The sequence below is a fragment of the Vibrio sp. 2132-1 genome (assembly GCF_033344315.1).
Genome location: NZ_JAWPON010000003.1, coordinates 46112 through 65130, shown reverse-complemented (window position 1 = coordinate 65130; position 19019 = coordinate 46112). Strand labels below are relative to the sequence as shown.

The window sequence follows — 19019 nt, the reverse complement described above, 5'->3', positions numbered from 1 at the left end:
AATATTCCAAATGACCACTTGCGCTGGATTTTCATTTCTAAAGTAAAAACTCTACCTTTAAACTTTCGTCCCACGTTATAAACAAATCAGCGAACATTCGAATGAAAACCAACAAGACTCTTCTATCAACAGCAGTGGCATTAAGCCTACTTGGCACAACGGGCATGGCTAACGCAGCAGGTTTCCAACTTGCTGAATATTCTGCGACAGGCCTAGGTCGAGCATATGCTGGTGAAGCTGCAATGGCTGACAACGCAAGTGCACAATGGCGTAACCCAGCAATGCTAACTTATTTGGAAGGCACTCAAGTGTCCGTTGGTGCAATCTATGTGAACCCAAATATTGATATTGAAGGTGATGTAAACTTCCACGGTAGCACTTCTTCTGCATCTTCAGATGACTTCGCACATGATGCAATCATTCCAAACTTCTACCTATCACACCAATATAATGAGAAATTCGCGATTGGTTTGGCATTTGGCACCAACTACGGCATGGAAACCGATTTAGGTAAAGGCTTTGGTGCCTCGCACTTCGGTAATGAAGCAAGCGTAACGACAATGGAAGCGAACTTAAACGCAGCTTACAAAGTCAATGAATCGATCAGCGTTGGTGGTGGTATCCGTTACATCATCGGCGAAGGCAGCTTTGGCGCAGCAGCTCCTAAGAATAACGTTGTAGGGTTAAACCCTGAAACTAATCAACCAATCAGTGTTCCTCAAGGTACCGCTCTAAAATACATGGAAGGTGACGATACCGCTTGGGGCTGGCAAGTTGGTACAGCATGGCAGATCAATGAAAATAACCGTATCGGATTCGCGTACAAATCTGAAGTTGAACTGAAGCTTGAAGGCCATGCTGAAGGTCTTGGTTTTGGCTTCGGTACTTCTGAACGCGACAACGGCTACATGTATCTAAACCTGCCTGCAACAGCTGAGTTGGCAAGCTTCCACCAAGTAACAGACCAACTTGCATTACACGCAAGCGTTAACTGGACGGATTGGAGCTCTTTCGAGAAATTGGAAGCACGTCTAGATACTGCTGGCACGCATATGGTTAAAGTAGAAAACTGGGAAGACAACTATCGCTTTGCTGTTGGTGCCACTTACCAGCTTGATCCTAAGCTAGCGCTACGCACTGGTATTGCATACGATACTTCAGCGGTAAGCGACAAAAACCGTACGATCACTATTCCAGAAACTGACCGCACTTGGCTAAGTATTGGCGCAACGTACGATTGGACGAAAGACTTCAGCCTAGACGCTGGCTTCACCTATATTTTTGCGAAAGACGCACCAATCGTTGAGTCTCGTGGTTACAAGTCAGACGACACTGCAGAACAAGTCGGTGGCCAATTTGTAGGCGAAACTACGGGTAATGTTTGGCTAATCGGTGTTCAAGCAAACTACCGTTTCTAACCAAGCTGCAAAATACAAAAAAGGCTTAGCATCAGCTAAGCCTTTTTTCATTTCTCTATTGTGAAGAACAACGCTTAAAAGTCTTCTAGATATTCATCTAAATACTCTTCTTCTTCGATGTTAACTTCTTCTACCGTTTCAACTTCTGCTTTAAAGTTTTGACGCTGGATATAAACATCGCGAGTTAGAATATATGGATCCGGCGACGAGTCTAGCTGCGCTTCTTGCGGTACTAATAAAGCACGCTTCTCCATTCCTTCAAACGCCCACTTTCCCAAACTCGCCCAGAAGTTGAGATAAGAGAGGGGTAAATACGTACTATCTACGGTATCTGTCACTTCACGTAAGGTATACGGACCATAACCTGGAACCATGAAGTAAGGACCATTTCCAACACCATAGTGGCCTACTGCATCACTGAACGCTTTCTCGTCGTACTTCGTAATACCCGCGGCACTTGCAATATCGAATAAACCGAAAATACCGAACGTCGAGTTAATCCAAAAACGGTTAAAGTGGTCCACGGCTTTCGTACCATTACCCATGATTAAGTTATTAACCATGCTTGCTGGCTCATCTAAGTTCGATAAGAAGTTAGCGATACCAGAACGAATAGGAACTGGCGTGTATTCTACATACGCAAGTGATACAGGACGAACCAAATACGGATCTAAATATTCGTAGTTGAGTTCCCACATGGTTCGGTTAAAGCCTTCCAACGGGTCATACACATCAGAAGTCGTTTGATTTGTTTCTTGTCCTGTTACTGCTTCATCAGGCGCACTTGAACAGCCAACCAGTCCAACGGCTAACAGCAACAAGAAGGTAGATTTACCCTTGTTATACATTTTATTTTCCATAACGACTATTAATGTACCTAAGTCACCCCGATTAACCATTGTACGTATGTTGAGCAGGATACATAGTAAAGATGACTCAGATATGGGAATAAATAAAGGCCAGCAATCGCTGGCCTTCGGTATTCTACTCGATCGTTTAGAGTCATACCACTAAAGGCAACTGACTCTACCTCGTTGTCATGTTTCAGAGACAGATGTTAACAATTAATACTGCTGATCAATGGTCACTTCTACTGGTGCGCCAAATTCAACGACGTCACTTTCTCCGTGCCAATCTTGATCACGCGTTGCTACGTTACCGTCAGAATCTACACGCACACGGACGATTAGCTTATCGAGTGAAGATAACTTTTGCCCTTGCATCATGGCATTGCCATCATCTAATACGACTGTGCGAGGGAAAGTACCTAGCGGATAACGAGCAGCAGCCACAGGCATTGGAGAGCCATCTGAACGATGTACTGACACAATCAGAACTGCGTTTGGATCCAACTGAGCATTTGGTGCCACATTAATTGTCACAGCTACACTCTTATCCGGTAAAACCGCTTCGCCCATTTGCTTACGAGCACTCTCAATACTGCGTGACAACATCTCGTAGCGACTATCTTCTGGACCAATCATTTGCTGCATGATTCCCCAGTACTTGATGGCTGCCGGGAAGTCTTGACGCTCAAACGCATCGAACGCTAACAAAGAAAACACACGCAGATCGACATAGTCTTGCTGCATCAGCTTGCCGAGTAATGAGCGAGCCGTCGCTTGATCCATTTCCTCTTGAGACAGCATCAGAGCTTGTGCATAACCCAACATCACATCAGGATCTTTTGGCTCTAGGCGGTACGATTTTTCCATCGCATCGATAGCTGTGGTGACATCACGATTTGCTAACGCAATACGACCTAGCAGTAACCAACCTGTCGAGTCTTCCGGCTGGTAATGTAAGCGAGTTCGAAGGGCAAGGGTCAAATCCGCCATTTCATCGTCACTCAGCGGCTCAGAAGAAGCCGACATCAGCTTTTTCGATAACTCAGGTAGATTTGCAGACACTTCTTGCCATTGAACAATATCGTCTGACGCGCCAAATTTATAATACAAACCATAGCTCAGCACCACCGTCAGAATTACCGATGGAACTAAAACCGCGATTGGAGAAACCTTAGTTTCTTTTTGCGCTTTATCACCAGGGATATCGTCAAGCAGTGATTGCTTTAGATCAGAAATCAGTTCGTCTTCACTTTCAACTAGACCTTCGTCAGTTTCTTCTGCAAGCTCAGATAGTCGGTCTTTATAAAATGCCTTGTTAAGCTCATCGCGTAACACATCATCATTGTTCGCTTTTTGTTTAAGCAGCGGCAAAGCCACCAGCGCACAAGCAATAAGCGTGAGAACAACGGTGGAAATCCAAAATAGTGTCATTACTTCTTATCTCCGTTGTTCTCTTCTTCAAGCAATGCTTTTAAACGAGCTTCTTTTTGCTCATCCCATTGCTCGTCACTGCTCGCTTTTGCCTTAACTTTAGATTTACGGCTACGCAGCACAATCAAACCAAAACCACCCAGTACTACAGCGAGTGGCCCTAGCCACAAAATCGCAGTCGCGACCGTAAATGGTGGGTTGTAAGTCACGAAGTTACCGTAACGGGCGATCATGTAATCAACAATCTCATCTTTGGACTTACCTTCTTTGGTCATTTCGTACACCTTATGGCGTAAGTCCTGAGCAAGTTCAGCGTTAGAATCCGAGATCGTGTTGTTCTGACATTTAGGGCAACGGAGCGTATGGCTTAACTCTTTGAACTGCTGTTCTTGTTCCAAATTATCAAACTCGTACACTTCAATGGCCGCATGAGCAGCAAGAGATAATGTCATCGCAGCAAAAACGGCAAGAATTAGCTTTCTCATTGCTTCGCCTCCTCAACCAATTTGTTGTAAAGCGGCTCCAGTGTTTCTGACCAATTACGTGGGTTTACATCCCCTACATGGCGATAGCGAATCACACCATTTGCATCAATAATGAATGTTTCTGGAGCACCATAAACGCCAAGGTCAAGGCCAAGCATACCACTGCCATCAAATAGGCTGATCAAGTACGGGTTGCCGAGATCATTCAGCCAACCTATTGCTTTATTACGATCATCTTTGTAATTCATACCGATGATCTTAACGCCCTTACCCGCCAATTCGTTTAGGTATTTATGCTCTGCATAACACGTTGGGCACCACGTTGCCCAAACGTTCAAGAGCAACGGTTCACCTTTAAAAATTGATTGGTCGTACTGTTTTCCAGGCTCAGCCAGGTCTTCTAAATGAAACTCAGGAACTGGCTTGCCAACCAAAACCGACTCCAATTTAGTTGGATCATCGCCCTCTTGGTTACGCATTAATTGGGTTGCGAAAATGCCCGCTAGAATCATGAAAGCGACAAGCGGAATAAATAAGATTTTCTTATTCATGTTATGCCTCCTGCTCTTTTGACTTCGCATTTTTCTTCGGCGATTTACGGAAGCGGTAGCGTTTATCAGAAATCGCTAGTGCGCCGCCTAATGCCATAATCAAAGAGCCAGCCCAAATCCAACGAACGAACGGTTTATAGTAAATACGAACAGCCCAAGATCGGTTGTCGTCTAAACGTTCACCCATTGCAATGTATAAGTCGCGGCTAATACCACGGTCAATGGCTGCTTCAGTCATCATAGACTTAGCCGTACGGTAGAAGCGCTTCTCTGCGTGAAGCGTATTCACGTATTTGCCATTGTGTGTGATCTCAAAGTCTGCGATGTAGCCATCGTAGTTTGGACCATCTTTATCACGCAAGCCTGAGAAGTAGAAATCATAGCCTTGAATTTGGAAGTGTTCGCCAGGTGCTAAACGTACATCACGCTCGATGCTGTAGTTCTGTACCATCGCAATACCGATAACAGATACCGCCAGACCAACATGACCCAACATCATTGCCCAGTGGCTACGTTGCAGCTTGCGAACACCTTCACTAAAGCTATGACGGTGCGTTGCGCGCTCGTACAGTTCAAAGCCATGCATCGCAATAATCCAAATCGCCATCACCCAACCAATGTAAGCCATGGTTGAGAAGAAATCGGCAAACAGGTACACGCATAGCGCGGCCAAGGCGAAAGCAAGCACACCTGAAACGAGCATTGGCTTCACAAGTTTAGATAAATTGTCTCGCTTCCAACGAATAAGAGGGCCAATACCAAGCAGGAAAGCAAATGGCATCATTAACCACGCAAATAGCATATCAAAGAATGGCGCACCGATAGAGACCGACCCCAAACCAAGCTGCTTGTGTACGAGCGGCAACAGTGTCCCCACTAACACCACAACAAGAGCGGCGATAAGTAATACGTTGTTGGCTAAGAGCGCATTTTCACGTGAGACTAAGTCGAAGTTACCTCGTACACGCACTGCTGCCCCTTTTACGGCAAACAGCAATAAAGAGCCACCGATAACGAAAACGAGGAAGCCTAGAATAAACATACCGCGCGACGGGTCAGACGCGAACGCGTGCACCGATACTAAAATACCGGAACGGACTAAGAAGGTGCCCAACAAACTCAACGAAAATGCAGAGATTGCCAATAGTACCGTCCACGCTTTAAATGTGCCGCGTTTTTCTGTCACGGCAAGAGAGTGCATTAATGCGGTACCCGCTAACCAAGGCATGAATGATGCGTTTTCTACTGGGTCCCAGAACCACCAGCCACCCCAGCCAAGTTCGTAGTAAGCCCACCAAGAACCTAGTGCGATACCAAGTGTTAAAAATACCCATGCAGCGGTTGTCCAAGGACGAGACCAACGAGCCCAAGCCGTGTCAAGGCGTCCAGTCATTAGGGATGCGATCGCAAAAGAGAACGCAACCGAGAAACCAACATAGCCCATGTAAAGCATTGGCGGGTGAACAATTAAACCAGGGTCTTGAAGCAGAGGGTTCAAGTCACGTCCGTCAACCGGGAAGAACGGTAACGTACGTAGGAATGGATTTGACGTTAGGATGATAAACAGTAGGAAACCCACTGAGATCATGCCCATAACAGCAAGTACACGTGCAACCGACTCTTGCGGCATACCACGACTAAACGTCGCTACAGCGACAGTCCAAGCAGCTTGGATTAACACCCATAGCAACAGTGAACCTTCGTGTGCACCCCATACTGCGGTTAAACGGTAGTACCAAGGAAGCTGACTATTCGAGTTGCTCGCTACATACTGTAACGTGAAGTCGTTAGTATAAAATCCCCAACATAAAATGGCGAAAGAGAACAACAGCATCAGGAACATAGACCAAGATAGCGGTCGCGCTGTGTTCATGAGCATGGTGTTATTATTCGATGCTCCCCACAATGGCAATACGCTCAACAGCACAGCCATTGCAAGCGAAAGAATGAGAGCAAAGTGACCGATTTCAGCAATCATTGGCCGCTTCCTTGTTTCTGTTCGGTGCTGTATTGAAGCGGTTCATGCGTTTTCTTCATCGCTTCTGCAATTTCTGGTGGCATGTATTCTTCATCGTGCTTCGCTAGGACCTCAAATGCCTCAACTGTCGTGGCATCTTTCAGTACACCTTGAGCAACAATACCCTGCCCTTCACGGAACAAGTCAGGAAGAATACCGTCATAGGTAATCGTCACTTTCGGACCGACATCGTGCAGGTCAAAACTCACTTTCAAAGAATTAGGATCTCGACGAACTGAGCCCACAACCACCATTCCACCGATACGCAGACGCTGGCCTACTTCTGGCTTGGTGCCATCTGGCTTACCATTAACCAATTCCGTTGGAGTGTAGAAAAGGTCCATATTTTGGTTAAGCGCATAAAGTATCAAACCAATGGTGGCACTAATACCGATAAAGATCGCTAGTACAATACCTAGCCTCTTTTTACGTCTCGGGTTCATAAGGTGTTCTCCATGTTCTTCGCTGCGTCGATACGAGCTTGACGGTCAATTTTTGCTTTCACTTCTTTCAATAATGCATCACCGCGGCGAAGGCTAGTGATCAGAAGAATCAGCATGGATAAGAAAGTAATACCAAACGCACTCCATACGTATGATGCGTAGCCACCCATGGCAAAAAAGTCGCTCAGAGATTCAAAATGCATAATCAGTTACCTCACTGAGTTTGTTCTGTTGCGAGTTTGCGCACCCAGGGGCGGTGACTTTCTTTACTGATGATTTCGTTACGAAAACGGACCATCGTCACGGCACCAAAGAAGAACGCAAAGCCAAAGATGTTCAGCAATAACGGCCAAAGCATGTCGGATGAAATAGAAGGTTGCTCAAATTTCGTGATCGTCGCACCTTGATGAAGCGTGTTCCACCATTCCACGGAAAAGTGAATGATAGGTAGGTTTACTACGCCTACGATCGCTAAGATACCAGCGGCTTTTGCAGCGGTTTTTTGATCGTCAAACGCATGGTAGAGCGCAATCACACCAAGGTAGAGAAATAGCAGAATCAATTCAGATGTAAGACGGGCATCCCATACCCACCAAGTGCCCCACATAGGCTTGCCCCAAACAGCACCTGTAAGTAGAGCAATAAAAGTAAATACTGCACCAATCGGAGCCATCGCAAGTGCCGCCATATCAGATAGGCGAACTTGCCATACTAGGCCAATAAATGCAGCGATCGCCATCGACATATAAACGCCCATAGACCAAATAGCTGATGGGACATGAATGTAGATGATTCGGAAACTGTCACCTTGTTGGTAATCTGAAGGCGCAAATGCAAGCCCCCAAACCGTACCAACCGATAAGCATACGAGGGCCAATACAGAAAACCAAGGCAGAAACTTACCACTCAAACGATAAGCTGCTTCTGGCTTGGCATAAGGATGTAGCCATTTCCACATGTTTTGTTCTCACTCTTACTTCAGGGACACTGTCTAAAGGGTTGAGACCGTAGCAGTGCTTTAATAATAATTCTTTGATCAAGCGCCGCTTCATTGGCACTTTATTGAGTTAGTTAACACTAACTCGTAATGCGGCACTGATGGCAAAGGGCGTTAATGTCATCGCCCCCATTAGCATCGCACCTAAAATCGCTAGTTGACCGTTATACGCCATACCGAGTGCCGCAGCATCAATTGCCGATGTTGCGAAAATCAAAATTGGGATGTAGAGCGGAAGAATAAGCAAACTCAAAAGAACGCCACCCTTTTGCAACCCAACAGTCAACGCCACACCAATGGCGCCAATAAAACTTAGTGTTGGTGTACCGATCATCAAGGTTAATACAACCGATAGCCAAGTATTGAAGTCGAGCGAAAGTAAAACCGCCAATAATGGGCTAATTAAAATCAGAGGTAACCCTGTTAACAACCAATGTGCTATGACCTTTGAAACCACTACAAGTTGCAATGGAATCGGCATTAGCATCATTTGTTCTAGTGCACCGTCTTGAAAATCATCACGAAATAGACGCTCTAATGATAATAAGGCGGACAGCAATGCGGCAACCCAAACGATGCCCGCTGCAATACGTGCTAACAAATTAGGTTCTGGTCCAATACTCAGAGGAAAGAGAGTAATGACAATAATAAAGAACCACAGCGGGTTCAGAATGTCTGCCTGACGGCGAAATGCGATTAGGAGCTCACGACGAATGATGGTGGTCATCGAGGAAATCATATCAGTCACCCAGCTTTATTTTTCTAAGTTTCGGGCTGTCCGCAAACATATCTTGATGCGTCGTCAACACAACAATACCGCCATTATCAGCATGACTTGCGAACAAAGATTCAAGCACCTTGACACCTTGCTTATCAATGGCAGTCAACGGCTCATCTAAAATCCATAAAATTTGCTTACTGAGCCATAACCTTGCCAATGCGACTCGTCGTTGCTGACCTGCGGAAAGTTGTGCTACGGGCACATCTTCTCGGCCAGCTAATCCTACTTGAGTCAAAGCGATGAAGATTTCTTCGTCTGAAGAGCGATTATTTTGAATAGATTGATAAAAACGTAAGTTTTCTAATGCGGTAAGCTCTCGTTTCACTCCTGTTTGATGTCCTAAGAAAAGCAGATCTTGATGGAAAACATCACGAGATTTTTCAACCTCTTCGCCTTTCCATTTAATGACACCTTCTTCTCTATCACCTAACCCTGTCACAATCCGTAGCAATGTAGTTTTACCAGTACCATTACGCCCTTCGATCTGGACCAATTCACCAGGCTTAATTTCAAACTGCAGGTTTTCAAACAGAACCCTTTCATCACGGATTGCTGTCAGGTTAGACACTTCTAACATAGAGCTTCAACTAAAAAATGAACGAGCCGCTATATTAGCACAGCTTAGTTATGACAAAACAGGATAAGAGGGCTAGGTTACATGTAAGTTCATGTATTTTTGTTAATTAATCATCACACTTTAATAAAATTAACTATAAGTAGTTATAAGCGCTCATTTTGAATTTGAGAGGCCAGAGCTAAGAGCAAGATCGACTGAAGGTTATCTAGGGTTGTATTTAAGAAGAGCATTAGCGGCTAAAAACAAAAAAAGAGGCGTAATAATGCCTCTTTTTTTCGCTTGATAACCTTTAGCGTCGACGACGTCCACGCGTTGGATATTCTGAGTCATCTGATGGCTGACCACTTAATGGTGGAATCTTCTCTTTCCCCGCCAGTTTCTTCTGCAGTGAAAGCATCAACTCAGCTTCGGCTTTTGGTAGTTCGCACTCTTCAATCAGCTCGTTGATATCAGCGCCAAGCTGTACCATTTTAGAAGCGCGACTGTACAAGCGACCATCAGTATCAGCGTGTTCGAGTTCGCGAATTCTCTCGTTTAAGTGCTGAATAATGTCTTGTTGCTCCGTCACTTTTTGCCCAAGACCAACGACAACCGAGCGCACTTCGAGTAACTGCTTACTCAACTTTTGCACTTCTTTATCTGCGTGTCGAGATTGAGCTCGTTGTTGGTCTAACTGCTTTTGTAACCCCGAGCGAATCCGCAGTTGCAAAACAACCAATACTAACACGATAAAAGCGACGCCACCCGCAAGGAATGGAGCAGATAAAAGAGTCTCTTCAGCCATCATCATTCAGCCATTAAAGGTGAGCCATCTCGTCCCACTCGTCATCTGTTAGCAGCTTGTTCAAATCCACAAGGATAAGAAGCTTGCCGTCACGGTTGCTCACACCCTGGATGAACTTCGCACTCTCGTCGGTACCAACTGAAGGCGTCGTATCAATTTCAGAAGAACGCAGATAAACGACTTCTGCCACGCTATCTACTAAGATACCAATCACTTGACGCTCAGACTCGATCACAATAATACGAGTGTTGTCGGTGACTTCGCCTTCCATCAGGCCAAAACGTGAACGTGTATCGATAACAGTAACTACATTACCGCGTAGGTTGATGATACCAAGTACATAATCTGGTGCACCTGGAACAGGGGCAATTTCAGTATAACGAAGTACTTCACGAACTTGCATTACGTTGATGCCGTACGTTTCTTCTTCTAGCTGGAACGTCACCCACTGAAGAACTTCGTCATTCGATGCATCTTTCTTCACTTCTACTTCAAAAGCTTGAGACATAGTTAATCCTCGTTAATGTCGTTCCCGACTTAAATCTAATTCAGTGATTTGACATCTAAACCGGCGTTTAGCATGTCAATGAGCGCCTGGACATGAATTAAGGCACACATTTTTTCTTTTACCATGCCCGCTAGCCAAGGGCGTTTACCCGCCTGCTCACGCCAGCGAACCTTGTCGATATTAAGCGTTTCAGTCCCCATTAATTGGTTACTGGCCAACCCCCACATGCTCTCACCAAGCATGACGACATATTGGTAGTTATCTTTATAGCTATCATCACGAAGCTTATCTGCCATCACCCATTTCGCGGTATCGATGACATCAAACTGCTGCTCGCGATTTGTTTGTAGCCCCAAATACCAGGCGGGTTTTCCTATCAAATGGTTAAGCTCGCTAATGCGATGAATACCACCTAACTCATCAAGAGGTACAGCAAACGTGACACCATTCACATCAAAGTAAAGAACTTGGAAGTCCTCACTTCGCTTCGTGCTTTCCCAGACCGTTGGTATATCGGAATCTGCTTGTGTTTCGAGTTCAGTATCGACGTTCGATTCTATATTGATACTTTGTTCGATCACTGCGTGAGGTTCATCCACCTCTGGTTGCGCTTCCTCAAAAACTGGCTCATCAATCACCCAGTCCTGTATTTCCTCAACACCCTGAAGCTCAGGCTCCTCACTAAAGGTTTGTACCTCAGGCTCAGCCGCTTTTATCTCTGCTGCAATATCAATCGTATTTTGTTCAAGAATACTATCAATATCCAACTCAGCCACTGGGTTGCTTGCTTCAAGCTGACTTAATAGCCTTTGAACATCTTCCAGGTTTGGAGCTTCCAACTCTGGCGGATATGTTTCTTGAAACTGGTACGTTTCTGGCTCCGAGTATTGTAGCTGCAATTCTGGCTCTGGCTCTGGCTCTGGCTCTGGCTCTGGCTCTGGCTCTGGCTCTGGCTCTGGCTCTGGCTCTGGCTCTGGCTCTGCAGATGATACCTCTTGAGCCAACAGGTCAAGGTCTTCCTCAAGAGTCGTTATTTCAGTTTCATCATCCAGTAATGCATTAAAGTAGTCATCAAGTGCTTGTTCACTGGACAGCACATCATTACTGCTCATCGAACGCCAACCTCTCCAGATAAATCAGTAGCTGTTTATAGGCAAACACACCACGACTACCAGAAGCAAAATGCGACGCTGGCAAGTGCTTTAAACTGGCATCGCGGAACTTGGTATCAATAGGCACCGCTGAGGTCCACACTTGATTTGGGTAATCTTTTTTCAGTTGCATCAATGTCTGCAATGACGCTTTCGTGCGCTTATCGTACATGGTTGGGACGATAGTCACTTTGAAACCGCCCGGGCGAGATTTTTGCATAATGGTTAGCGTACGCATCATGCGCTCTAGACCTTTCATCGCCAAAAACTCTGTTTGAACAGGAATCAAAATTCGGTCACTGGCTGCCAACGCGTTCACCATCATCACGCCAAGGATTGGCGGACAGTCAATCAACACATAGTCATAATCTTGTGAGACAGTTTGCAGCGCCCGTTTTAATATTAATCCCATACCACTGCGATTACCCATTACGCGATCAAGCGTGGCAAGGGACATATGCGCGGGAATGATATCCATTCCTTCCAGCTCTGTTTCTAAAATCAACGGCTTAACCGTCTCACGAGAAAACGTCTTCAACTGGAATAAATCAAATAGGCTCGAAGTTACTGCATCAGGATCATAACCGAGATAAGTAGTCAATGAGGCGTGAGGATCAGTATCAACCATCAATACTCGATGGCCTTTCTGGCTCAATAAGCCCGCCAATGTCACTGTTGAGGTGGTTTTACCCACGCCTCCTTTCTGGTTAGCTACACTCCAAACAATCATGATGAATCCTACGCTAGGCCAACTTCCACCAACATGCGTTCAGCAATGCGGTCAAGCGGTAAATCTTCTGAAGAAATGCCTGCTTTAGCAACCGCTTGGGGCATGCCATAAACAACACAACTTTCTTCATCTTGTGCCCAAATTGTTGAGCCTGAAGACTTCAACATGCGAGCGCCCTCACGACCGTCTGCACCCATGCCTGTCAACACTAAAGAGAGCACTTTGTCGCCATATACTTTTGCGGCAGAACCAAAAGTCACATCCACACATGGTTTGTAGTTCATGCGATCGCCGCCATCAATAATGCGAAGACGAGCAGCGCCCGCTCGTCCATCTACCATCATTTGTTTCCCACCTGGTGCAAGGTATGCCACACCGGGCTGTAACACATCGCCATCTTGTGCTTCTTTCACTTGAATCTTACACAAGGTGTTCAAACGACTGGCAAACGCAGCAGTAAACGTTGCTGGCATGTGTTGAATCAATACAATCGGATGCGGATAGTTCATCGGCAAGCGCGTCAGAATTTTTTGTAGAGCAACGGGGCCACCTGTTGATGTGCCAATTGCCGTCAGTTGATACTTCTTACCAGAAGCACGGTACTTTGTCGCAGCAGGTCGAGTTGGTGTTGGAGTCACAGGTGAAGCCGTTCTTGAACCTAATGGTCGAGTAGTCGTGCTGGTACTCGCTGTTGGGCGAGCGATAGGTCGACGCATGAAAGCGCGCTTCGAGGCAATCTGAATCACACGCTGTTGAAGTAATGACACCGCTTCTTCACGGTTACGCGCAATGTCCTCAAACTTTTTCGGTAAGAAGTCCAATGCGCCCGCATCAAGCGCATCAAGCGTAGCTTTCGCCCCGTCGTGGGTCAGGGACGAAAACATTAGAATTGGCGTTGGAGCAGCGGCCATTATTTCACGTACAGCTGTAATGCCATCCATCACTGGCATTTCAATATCCATCGTGATGACGTCAGGTTTGAGAGATTTGGCTTTCTCAACCGCCTCTCTACCATTTACCGCAACGTCAATCACTTCTAGGCGCGATTCTGAGTTGATGATTTCGCTCACGCGACGTCGGAAAAAACTCGAATCATCAACGACTAGTACTTTAATCGCCATCTTATTCCTTTTAATAACGTCAGCTTTGCTTAAAGGCGTGAAGCCGCAGCATATCGCTTAAGTAAATCAGGCACATCTAGAATTAATGCAATATGGCCATCGCTAGTAATTGTCGCACCAGCCATACCTGGAGTGCCCTGTAATAGATTATCGAGTGGCTTAATAACCACTTCTTCTTGACCAATAAGCGTATCCACAACAAAACCAACGCGCTGGTTACCAATCTGTACAATCACCACGTGACCGTGACCAGTACGCTCTTGGACGTTTTGCGATTTGGATGCCAACCAGTTTTGTAAGTAAAATAGTGGGATAGATTTCTCACGCACAATAATCGTCAGCTGACCATCTACCACGTTTGTACGACTAAGATCCAAGTGGAAAATTTCACTCACCGAAGCCAATGGTAGAGCAAAAGGATGACCGCCAACACCAACCATCAGAGTCGGTAAAATCGCTAACGTTAGTGGTACTTTGATCGTAATCTTAGTGCCCTTGCCTAGCTCAGAATCGATATCGATTGAACCGTTTAAGGTATTGATCGCCGTCTTAACCACGTCCATACCCACACCACGACCAGAAATGTCAGAAATTTTATCTTTACTTGAGAAGCCAGGTGCGAAGATAAGGTTGAAGCACTCTTTATCTGTTAAACGTGCCGCCGCATCTTCATCCATCATGCCACGCTTCACCGCGATGCCACGCAGTTTGTTCGGGTCCATACCGCCACCATCGTCAACGATAGCCAGTTCGATATGATCACCTTCTTGTGATGCAGACAGGATCACTTTACCAGTACGAGATTTACCTGCTTTCGCGCGATCGTCTGGCATTTCGATACCGTGGTCAACCGAGTTACGCACCAAGTGAATCAACGGATCGGCCAATGCTTCTACAAGGTTTTTATCGAGGTCGGTTTCTTCACCGCGCATTTCTAGCACGATGTCTTTATTTAGGTTACGAGCCAAGTCACGAACAACGCGTGGGAAGCGGCCAAACACTTTCTTAATTGGCTGCATACGCGTTTTCATTACCGCGCCTTGTAGATCCGCAGTTACCACGTCAAGGTTAGCGACCGCTTTGGACATCTCTTCGTTGTCGCTATTCAAACCAAGGCTTAATAGGCGGTTTCGAACCAATACGAGCTCACCCACCATGTTCATGATGGTATCAAGTGTCGAGGTATCAACACGAACGGTTGCTTCAGCCTGAGGTTTTTTAACCGCTGGTGCTTTGGCTTCTTCTTTTACCGCGACTGGTTTAGATTCTGGCTTTGGTGCTGGCGCTGCTTGAACGGGTGCTGGCTTAGCAACAGGCTCAGGTTTCGCAGGGCTTTGCTCTACGTTTGCTGACGCTGGCTTCGTTGCCATGTCCAATTCTTCTAGCGTTGGACCTTTACCTGAACCATGTAGCTCATCTAGTAACTTTTCGAACTCTTCGTCCGTCATTAAGTCACTGTCTTGATTTGATGAAGATGCCAGTGGAGCGGAAGGCTCTGCCGCTTTAGGTGGCTCTACTGGTACGGATGCAGATGCAGCAGCCTCTGCCGTAGAAGGACTTTTTCCTACACCGTGCAGTTCATCGAGTAAACGTTCAAACTCATCATCAGTGATATCACCACTTTCAACTGATGGCGCACTCGATTGAGGCGGTTCAGATGGCGTTGTAGGTGTCGCAGACATTGAGGTGCCTGGCGCTGAACCTTTACCATGAAGCTCATCAAGTAGCTTTTCGAATTCGTCTTGGGTAATTTCATCAACAGAGCCGACACTTGATGGTGCTGACGGCGCAGCAGGTTCTTCGATGATAGGCTCGGGAATAATAGGCTCTGGAGTAGCCACTGGTTCTTCAACTACGGTTGCCGCTACTTCATCTTCTGACTCAGGTTTGCATAGACGATGAAGTTCTTCAAGAAGCTCAGGGTCCGCAGCTTCTAACGGCTCACGATCTTGAACAGCCTGGAACTGGGTATTAACCGTATCCAAGGCTTTTAGCATCGTATCCATTAAGTTTTGCGTTACCGTGCGTTGACCGTTTCGTAAAACGTCGAACACGTTCTCCGCACCATGACAAGTATCGACTAGCTCTGCCAATGAAAGGAAGCCGGCACCGCCTTTTACGGTATGAAACCCGCGGAAAATAGCATTAAGTAAGTCTTTGTCTTCTGGGTTATTTTCCAATTCAACCAACTGCTCAGAAAGCAGCTCGAGAATTTCCCCAGCCTCAATGAGAAAGTCCTGAAGAATATCTTCGTCTAAATCGTAGCTCATACGTTACCTTTAAAATCCAAGACTGGACAACAAGTCATCGACTTCGTCCTGCGATGAAACCGCATCTTCTCTCAGTTCTGGATGAAGAATCGGGCCTTCGGCTTCGCTTGTTTGTGTATTCTTTTTATCTGCCGGTTCTGACAAAACTTGAATATGTTCTTCAAGTTTATTTCCAGAGAATACGGTTAGGATTTCCACTAAGCGGCCTTCAACTTCATTAACCAACGTAATTACGCGGCGAATGATTTGGCCAGTTAGGTCTTGGAAGTCTTGCGCCATGAGAATTTCGGTCAATTGGCCGCGCAATTCAGTGCTGTCACCTTCGACTTGCACTAATAGCCCGTCGATTCGGTGACACAGTGCTTTAAATTCGCTTAATTCTATGCGCCCGTGCATGAGTTCATTCCATTGAGGACGAACTTTTAGAAGGCAATCATGCAGGTTGTCAGCGATAGGAAGGCAGCAGTCGACCGCATCCATTGTTTTGTTGGCTGCAAGCTCTGTCTTCTCGATCACATAATTGAGACGATCCCTAGCGTTAGGGATTTCGTCTTTCGCAATTTCGGTCATGCGCTGATCGAGACTGAACTGCTTGAGTGATTCGTGAAGGTCTCGAGTTAACGCTCCAATTTCTTGCAGCATTGGGTTATCGGCACCTTCGTAGATCGAGGCAACAAGCATATTGGCTTGGTCTTGTTCCCCGTTTTCTAGCATTTGAACGAGTGACTTCGCCTGCTCTAGTGAGATCATTCTGAATAGACCCTTTTACGTTTAGTTCTTCTTATCACTTTGAAAACGCTAAACGAGTCATTTAATAGGTATTTAATAATTGGTATGAATGACTCGAATAACAAAGAGAAAGAGAGAGTTATAAACGCTCGAAAATTTTATCTAATTTTTCTTTTAATGTTGCAGCAGTAAATGGCTTAACAATGTAGCCGTTTACACCTGCTTGAGCAGCTTCAATGATCTGCTCACGCTTCGCTTCAGCCGTGATCATTAGAACTGGCAGATGCTTAAGTTCTGCATCCGCGCGGATGTGTTTAAGCAAATCGATGCCTTGCATACCTGGCATGTTCCAGTCAGTTACAACAAAATCGAAGTCACCTTTTTTCAGCATTGGTAATGCGGTTAAACCATCGTCCGCTTCTTGAGTGTTATTGAAACCCAAGTCACGAAGCAGGTTTTTAACAATACGGCGCATTGTTGAGAAATCATCAACAATAAGGATCTTCATGTTTTTATTCAAAATTGCCTCCACTGAATCGTAAAATCAGTGTTTTTAGTCATTTTGTGTCCACGCACTGAGCTTGGTACGTAAACGTTGCATCGCTTGACTCAGTATTTGACTTACGCGAGATTCGCTTACGCCTAACACATCGCCAATTTCTTTCAAATTGAGTTCTTCATCATAATAAAGCGAAAGAACCAAAGCTTCACGCTCTGGAAGCTGTTTTATTGATTCAACCAGTGCTTTTCGAAATGATTCATCAACTACCCCTTTGAATGGGTTGCTGTCATCGGTTTCATCCGCTGGTGAAATCACATCATCAGAAACGCCTAAATCTTCAATACCGACTAATTTTGAGCAGTTGATATCGGTAAGAGCACTATGATATTGATCCAGTGTCATACCGAGATGCGTGGCTACTTCAGAATCAGTAGGATCTCGATTTAATTCGCCTTCCAGCTCCGCAATCGCTTGGTTAATCTCTCGATTATTTTTATGAACAGAACGCGGTACCCAATCGCCTTTACGCATGTCATCTAACATTGCGCCACGAATACGGATACCTGCATAAGTTTCAAAGCTCGCACCTTTAGAACCATCATAATTCTGCTGAGCTTCGATAAGACCGATCATGCCGGCCTGAATTAAATCCTCTACCTGAACACTCGGCGGTAAACGGCCTAGTAGGTGGTGAGCAATGCGCTTAACCAACACTGAATAACGTTCAATGAACGCCTGCTGGCTATTAAATTTGCCATGTTGGTCATAGGTTATCGCTTTATTCACCAAAAGGGTCCTCTGCGAATTCGGTACGATTTAGCAACCTTTCCACAAAAAATTCCAAGTGTCCACTTGGTGTTTTCGGTAGTGGCCACGTCAACGCTTTGTTTGCTAGTGAGCTGATAGCTAAAGCGGCAGGCGAGCGTGGGAACGCATCAACGACAATTTTTTGTCTTTTTACAGCCTGTCGTACTTTATCATCTAATGGAATACATGCTACGAGTTCAAGGCTAACATTCAAGAATCGCTCTGTGACTAGTGTCAACTTTGCAAACAATTCTCGCCCTTCACGGTAGCTTCTGACCATATTTGCTACAACTTTAAAGCGTTGAACTTGATGTTCTTTACTCAACAGCTTGATTAATGCATAGGCATCTGTGATTGACGTCGGTTCATCACACACAACTACAACCACATCTTGAGCTGCTCGCGAAAAACTGATTACCATGTCAGAGATACCAGCAGCGGTATCAATCAGCAGGACATCCATTTCGTCTTCAAGACTACCAAATGCTCGGATGAGTCCAGCATGCTGAGCGTGAGAAAGCTCTGTCATGCTCTGTGTGCCAGAAGTTGCAGGAATTATCTTTATACCATAAGGCCCTTCGACAATCGCATCTTTTAGCTCACATTCACCCGCTAAGACATGTCCTAGATTACGTTTTGCACGAATTCCGAGCATCACGTCCACATTGGCCAGACCTAAATCAGCGTCGAGAACCATCACCTTCTTGCCTTGGCGAGCCATACAAATCGCCAGACCCAGTGTTACGTTTGATTTCCCCACACCACCTTTGCCGCCAGTAACAGCAATCACTTTGGTCAACGATGGTTGTGTTAAGCGACGGAGGCCGCTTGCTTGATCGTGTATCATATTCTCAGTCATAGTAGTCCGC

General features: G+C 45.6%; 21 protein-coding genes. 1 reads left to right on the top strand and 20 read right to left on the bottom strand.

All coding sequences use genetic code 11. From position 1 onward, the window contains the following. The first annotated feature begins 101 nt into the window (after positions 1 to 101). Positions 102 to 1418, top strand: coding sequence for an outer membrane protein transport protein (locus tag R8N47_RS03775; RefSeq protein WP_047104363.1), 1317 nt, complete (start codon positions 102 to 104; stop codon positions 1416 to 1418). A 74-nt stretch (positions 1419 to 1492) separates the two neighbouring features. Here the strand turns inward: R8N47_RS03775 and R8N47_RS03770 are convergent, their stop codons facing one another. The 20 genes from R8N47_RS03770 to R8N47_RS03675 form a co-directional block, all read right to left on the bottom strand. Continuing rightward, positions 1493 to 2266, bottom strand: coding sequence for a VacJ family lipoprotein (locus R8N47_RS03770; protein WP_005380523.1), 774 nt, complete (start codon positions 2264 to 2266; stop codon positions 1493 to 1495). Between the two features lie 216 nt (positions 2267 to 2482). After that, entirely contained in the window at positions 2483 to 3697 is a 1215-nt protein-coding gene (gene ccmI, locus R8N47_RS03765; protein ID WP_064354223.1) for a c-type cytochrome biogenesis protein CcmI, read from the bottom strand. Beyond that, complete coding sequence (locus R8N47_RS03760) at positions 3697 to 4182, bottom strand: cytochrome c-type biogenesis protein (protein WP_005380519.1); 486 nt, start codon at positions 4180 to 4182, stop codon at positions 3697 to 3699. The genes ccmI and R8N47_RS03760 overlap by 1 nt, the downstream gene beginning before the upstream one ends. Next, positions 4179 to 4733, bottom strand: coding sequence for a DsbE family thiol:disulfide interchange protein (locus R8N47_RS03755; RefSeq protein ID WP_005380518.1), 555 nt, complete (start codon positions 4731 to 4733; stop codon positions 4179 to 4181). The genes R8N47_RS03760 and R8N47_RS03755 overlap by 4 nt, the downstream gene beginning before the upstream one ends. Position 4734: 1 nt before the next feature. Beyond that, positions 4735 to 6711 (bottom strand): heme lyase CcmF/NrfE family subunit, encoded by a 1977-nt coding sequence (locus R8N47_RS03750; protein WP_064354224.1) that lies wholly within the window; start codon positions 6709 to 6711, stop codon positions 4735 to 4737. Beyond that, complete coding sequence (gene ccmE / locus R8N47_RS03745) at positions 6708 to 7193, bottom strand: cytochrome c maturation protein CcmE (protein ID WP_005380516.1); 486 nt, start codon at positions 7191 to 7193, stop codon at positions 6708 to 6710. Before ccmE ends, R8N47_RS03750 begins: the two co-directional genes overlap by 4 nt. Next, entirely contained in the window at positions 7190 to 7396 is a 207-nt protein-coding gene (ccmD, locus tag R8N47_RS03740) for a heme exporter protein CcmD (protein ID WP_005380515.1), read from the bottom strand. Before ccmD ends, ccmE begins: the two co-directional genes overlap by 4 nt. Before the next feature lie 11 nt (positions 7397 to 7407). Beyond that, the gene (locus R8N47_RS03735) at positions 7408 to 8151 is read right to left on the bottom strand and encodes a heme ABC transporter permease (protein ID WP_005380513.1); all 744 of its coding nucleotides are present in this window, start codon (positions 8149 to 8151) and stop codon (positions 7408 to 7410) included. 109 nt (positions 8152 to 8260) lie between these two features. Then, the gene (gene ccmB, locus R8N47_RS03730; RefSeq protein WP_005380512.1) at positions 8261 to 8929 is read right to left on the bottom strand and encodes a heme exporter protein CcmB; all 669 of its coding nucleotides are present in this window, start codon (positions 8927 to 8929) and stop codon (positions 8261 to 8263) included. Position 8930: 1 nt separating this feature from the next. Further along, positions 8931 to 9548, bottom strand: a complete 618-nt coding sequence (gene ccmA / locus R8N47_RS03725; protein ID WP_005380511.1) for a cytochrome c biogenesis heme-transporting ATPase CcmA — start codon at positions 9546 to 9548, stop codon at positions 8931 to 8933. A gap of 289 nt (positions 9549 to 9837) precedes the next feature. Continuing rightward, the gene (locus tag R8N47_RS03720) at positions 9838 to 10332 is read right to left on the bottom strand and encodes a DUF2802 domain-containing protein (RefSeq protein ID WP_025767176.1); all 495 of its coding nucleotides are present in this window, start codon (positions 10330 to 10332) and stop codon (positions 9838 to 9840) included. 13 nt (positions 10333 to 10345) lie between these two features. Next, positions 10346 to 10840, bottom strand: a complete 495-nt coding sequence (locus tag R8N47_RS03715) for a chemotaxis protein CheW (protein WP_005380507.1) — start codon at positions 10838 to 10840, stop codon at positions 10346 to 10348. Between the two features lie 35 nt (positions 10841 to 10875). Continuing rightward, complete coding sequence (locus R8N47_RS03710) at positions 10876 to 11952, bottom strand: chemotaxis protein CheW (protein WP_318070291.1); 1077 nt, start codon at positions 11950 to 11952, stop codon at positions 10876 to 10878. Beyond that, positions 11942 to 12721, bottom strand: coding sequence for a ParA family protein (locus tag R8N47_RS03705; RefSeq protein WP_005380505.1), 780 nt, complete (start codon positions 12719 to 12721; stop codon positions 11942 to 11944). Before R8N47_RS03705 ends, R8N47_RS03710 begins: the two co-directional genes overlap by 11 nt. A gap of 8 nt (positions 12722 to 12729) precedes the next feature. Next, positions 12730 to 13842 carry a protein-glutamate methylesterase/protein-glutamine glutaminase gene (locus R8N47_RS03700; RefSeq protein ID WP_005384458.1) on the bottom strand — a complete coding sequence of 371 codons (1113 nt, stop codon included), beginning with the start codon at positions 13840 to 13842 and terminating at the stop codon, positions 12730 to 12732. A gap of 29 nt (positions 13843 to 13871) precedes the next feature. Continuing rightward, a complete protein-coding gene (locus R8N47_RS03695) occupies positions 13872 to 16112 on the bottom strand; it encodes a chemotaxis protein CheA (protein WP_064354226.1) in 2241 nt (746 codons plus the stop codon). Positions 16113 to 16121: 9 nt separating this feature from the next. Next, positions 16122 to 16862, bottom strand: a complete 741-nt coding sequence (locus R8N47_RS03690; RefSeq protein WP_005380502.1) for a protein phosphatase CheZ — start codon at positions 16860 to 16862, stop codon at positions 16122 to 16124. A 118-nt stretch (positions 16863 to 16980) separates the two neighbouring features. Then, entirely contained in the window at positions 16981 to 17349 is a 369-nt protein-coding gene (gene cheY, locus R8N47_RS03685) for a chemotaxis response regulator CheY (protein WP_017635949.1), read from the bottom strand. Positions 17350 to 17394: 45 nt separating this feature from the next. After that, positions 17395 to 18129, bottom strand: coding sequence for an RNA polymerase sigma factor FliA (locus tag R8N47_RS03680; RefSeq protein WP_005380499.1), 735 nt, complete (start codon positions 18127 to 18129; stop codon positions 17395 to 17397). Then, positions 18122 to 19009, bottom strand: a complete 888-nt coding sequence (locus R8N47_RS03675; protein ID WP_005380498.1) for a MinD/ParA family protein — start codon at positions 19007 to 19009, stop codon at positions 18122 to 18124. The genes R8N47_RS03680 and R8N47_RS03675 overlap by 8 nt, the downstream gene beginning before the upstream one ends. Positions 19010 to 19019: the final 10 nt, after the last annotated feature.

Bases quoted from the DNA above. Each gene is read 5' to 3' on its own strand.
- R8N47_RS03760 (WP_005380519.1), bottom strand. From the start codon at position 4,182: ATGAGAAAGCTAATTCTTGCCGTTTTTGCTGCGATGACATTATCTCTT.
- ccmB (WP_005380512.1), bottom strand. From the start codon at position 8,929: ATGATTTCCTCGATGACCACCATCATTCGTCGTGAGCTCCTAATCGCA.
- ccmD (WP_005380515.1), bottom strand. From the start codon at position 7,396: ATGCATTTTGAATCTCTGAGCGACTTTTTTGCCATGGGTGGCTACGCA.
- ccmI (WP_064354223.1), bottom strand. From the start codon at position 3,697: ATGACACTATTTTGGATTTCCACCGTTGTTCTCACGCTTATTGCTTGT.
- R8N47_RS03695 (WP_064354226.1), bottom strand. From the start codon at position 16,112: ATGAGCTACGATTTAGACGAAGATATTCTTCAGGACTTTCTCATTGAG.
- R8N47_RS03750 (WP_064354224.1), bottom strand. From the start codon at position 6,711: ATGATTGCTGAAATCGGTCACTTTGCTCTCATTCTTTCGCTTGCAATG.
- ccmE (WP_005380516.1), bottom strand. From the start codon at position 7,193: ATGAACCCGAGACGTAAAAAGAGGCTAGGTATTGTACTAGCGATCTTT.
- R8N47_RS03700 (WP_005384458.1), bottom strand. From the start codon at position 13,842: ATGGCGATTAAAGTACTAGTCGTTGATGATTCGAGTTTTTTCCGACGT.
- R8N47_RS03720 (WP_025767176.1), bottom strand. From the start codon at position 10,332: ATGGCTGAAGAGACTCTTTTATCTGCTCCATTCCTTGCGGGTGGCGTC.
- R8N47_RS03705 (WP_005380505.1), bottom strand. From the start codon at position 12,721: ATGATTGTTTGGAGTGTAGCTAACCAGAAAGGAGGCGTGGGTAAAACC.
- R8N47_RS03770 (WP_005380523.1), bottom strand. From the start codon at position 2,266: ATGTATAACAAGGGTAAATCTACCTTCTTGTTGCTGTTAGCCGTTGGA.
- R8N47_RS03755 (WP_005380518.1), bottom strand. From the start codon at position 4,733: ATGAATAAGAAAATCTTATTTATTCCGCTTGTCGCTTTCATGATTCTA.
- R8N47_RS03690 (WP_005380502.1), bottom strand. From the start codon at position 16,862: ATGATCTCACTAGAGCAGGCGAAGTCACTCGTTCAAATGCTAGAAAAC.
- R8N47_RS03735 (WP_005380513.1), bottom strand. From the start codon at position 8,151: ATGTGGAAATGGCTACATCCTTATGCCAAGCCAGAAGCAGCTTATCGT.
- cheY (WP_017635949.1), bottom strand. From the start codon at position 17,349: ATGAAGATCCTTATTGTTGATGATTTCTCAACAATGCGCCGTATTGTT.
- R8N47_RS03675 (WP_005380498.1), bottom strand. From the start codon at position 19,009: ATGACTGAGAATATGATACACGATCAAGCAAGCGGCCTCCGTCGCTTA.
- R8N47_RS03715 (WP_005380507.1), bottom strand. From the start codon at position 10,840: ATGTCTCAAGCTTTTGAAGTAGAAGTGAAGAAAGATGCATCGAATGAC.
- ccmA (WP_005380511.1), bottom strand. From the start codon at position 9,548: ATGTTAGAAGTGTCTAACCTGACAGCAATCCGTGATGAAAGGGTTCTG.
- R8N47_RS03710 (WP_318070291.1), bottom strand. From the start codon at position 11,952: ATGAGCAGTAATGATGTGCTGTCCAGTGAACAAGCACTTGATGACTAC.
- R8N47_RS03775 (WP_047104363.1), top strand. From the start codon at position 102: ATGAAAACCAACAAGACTCTTCTATCAACAGCAGTGGCATTAAGCCTA.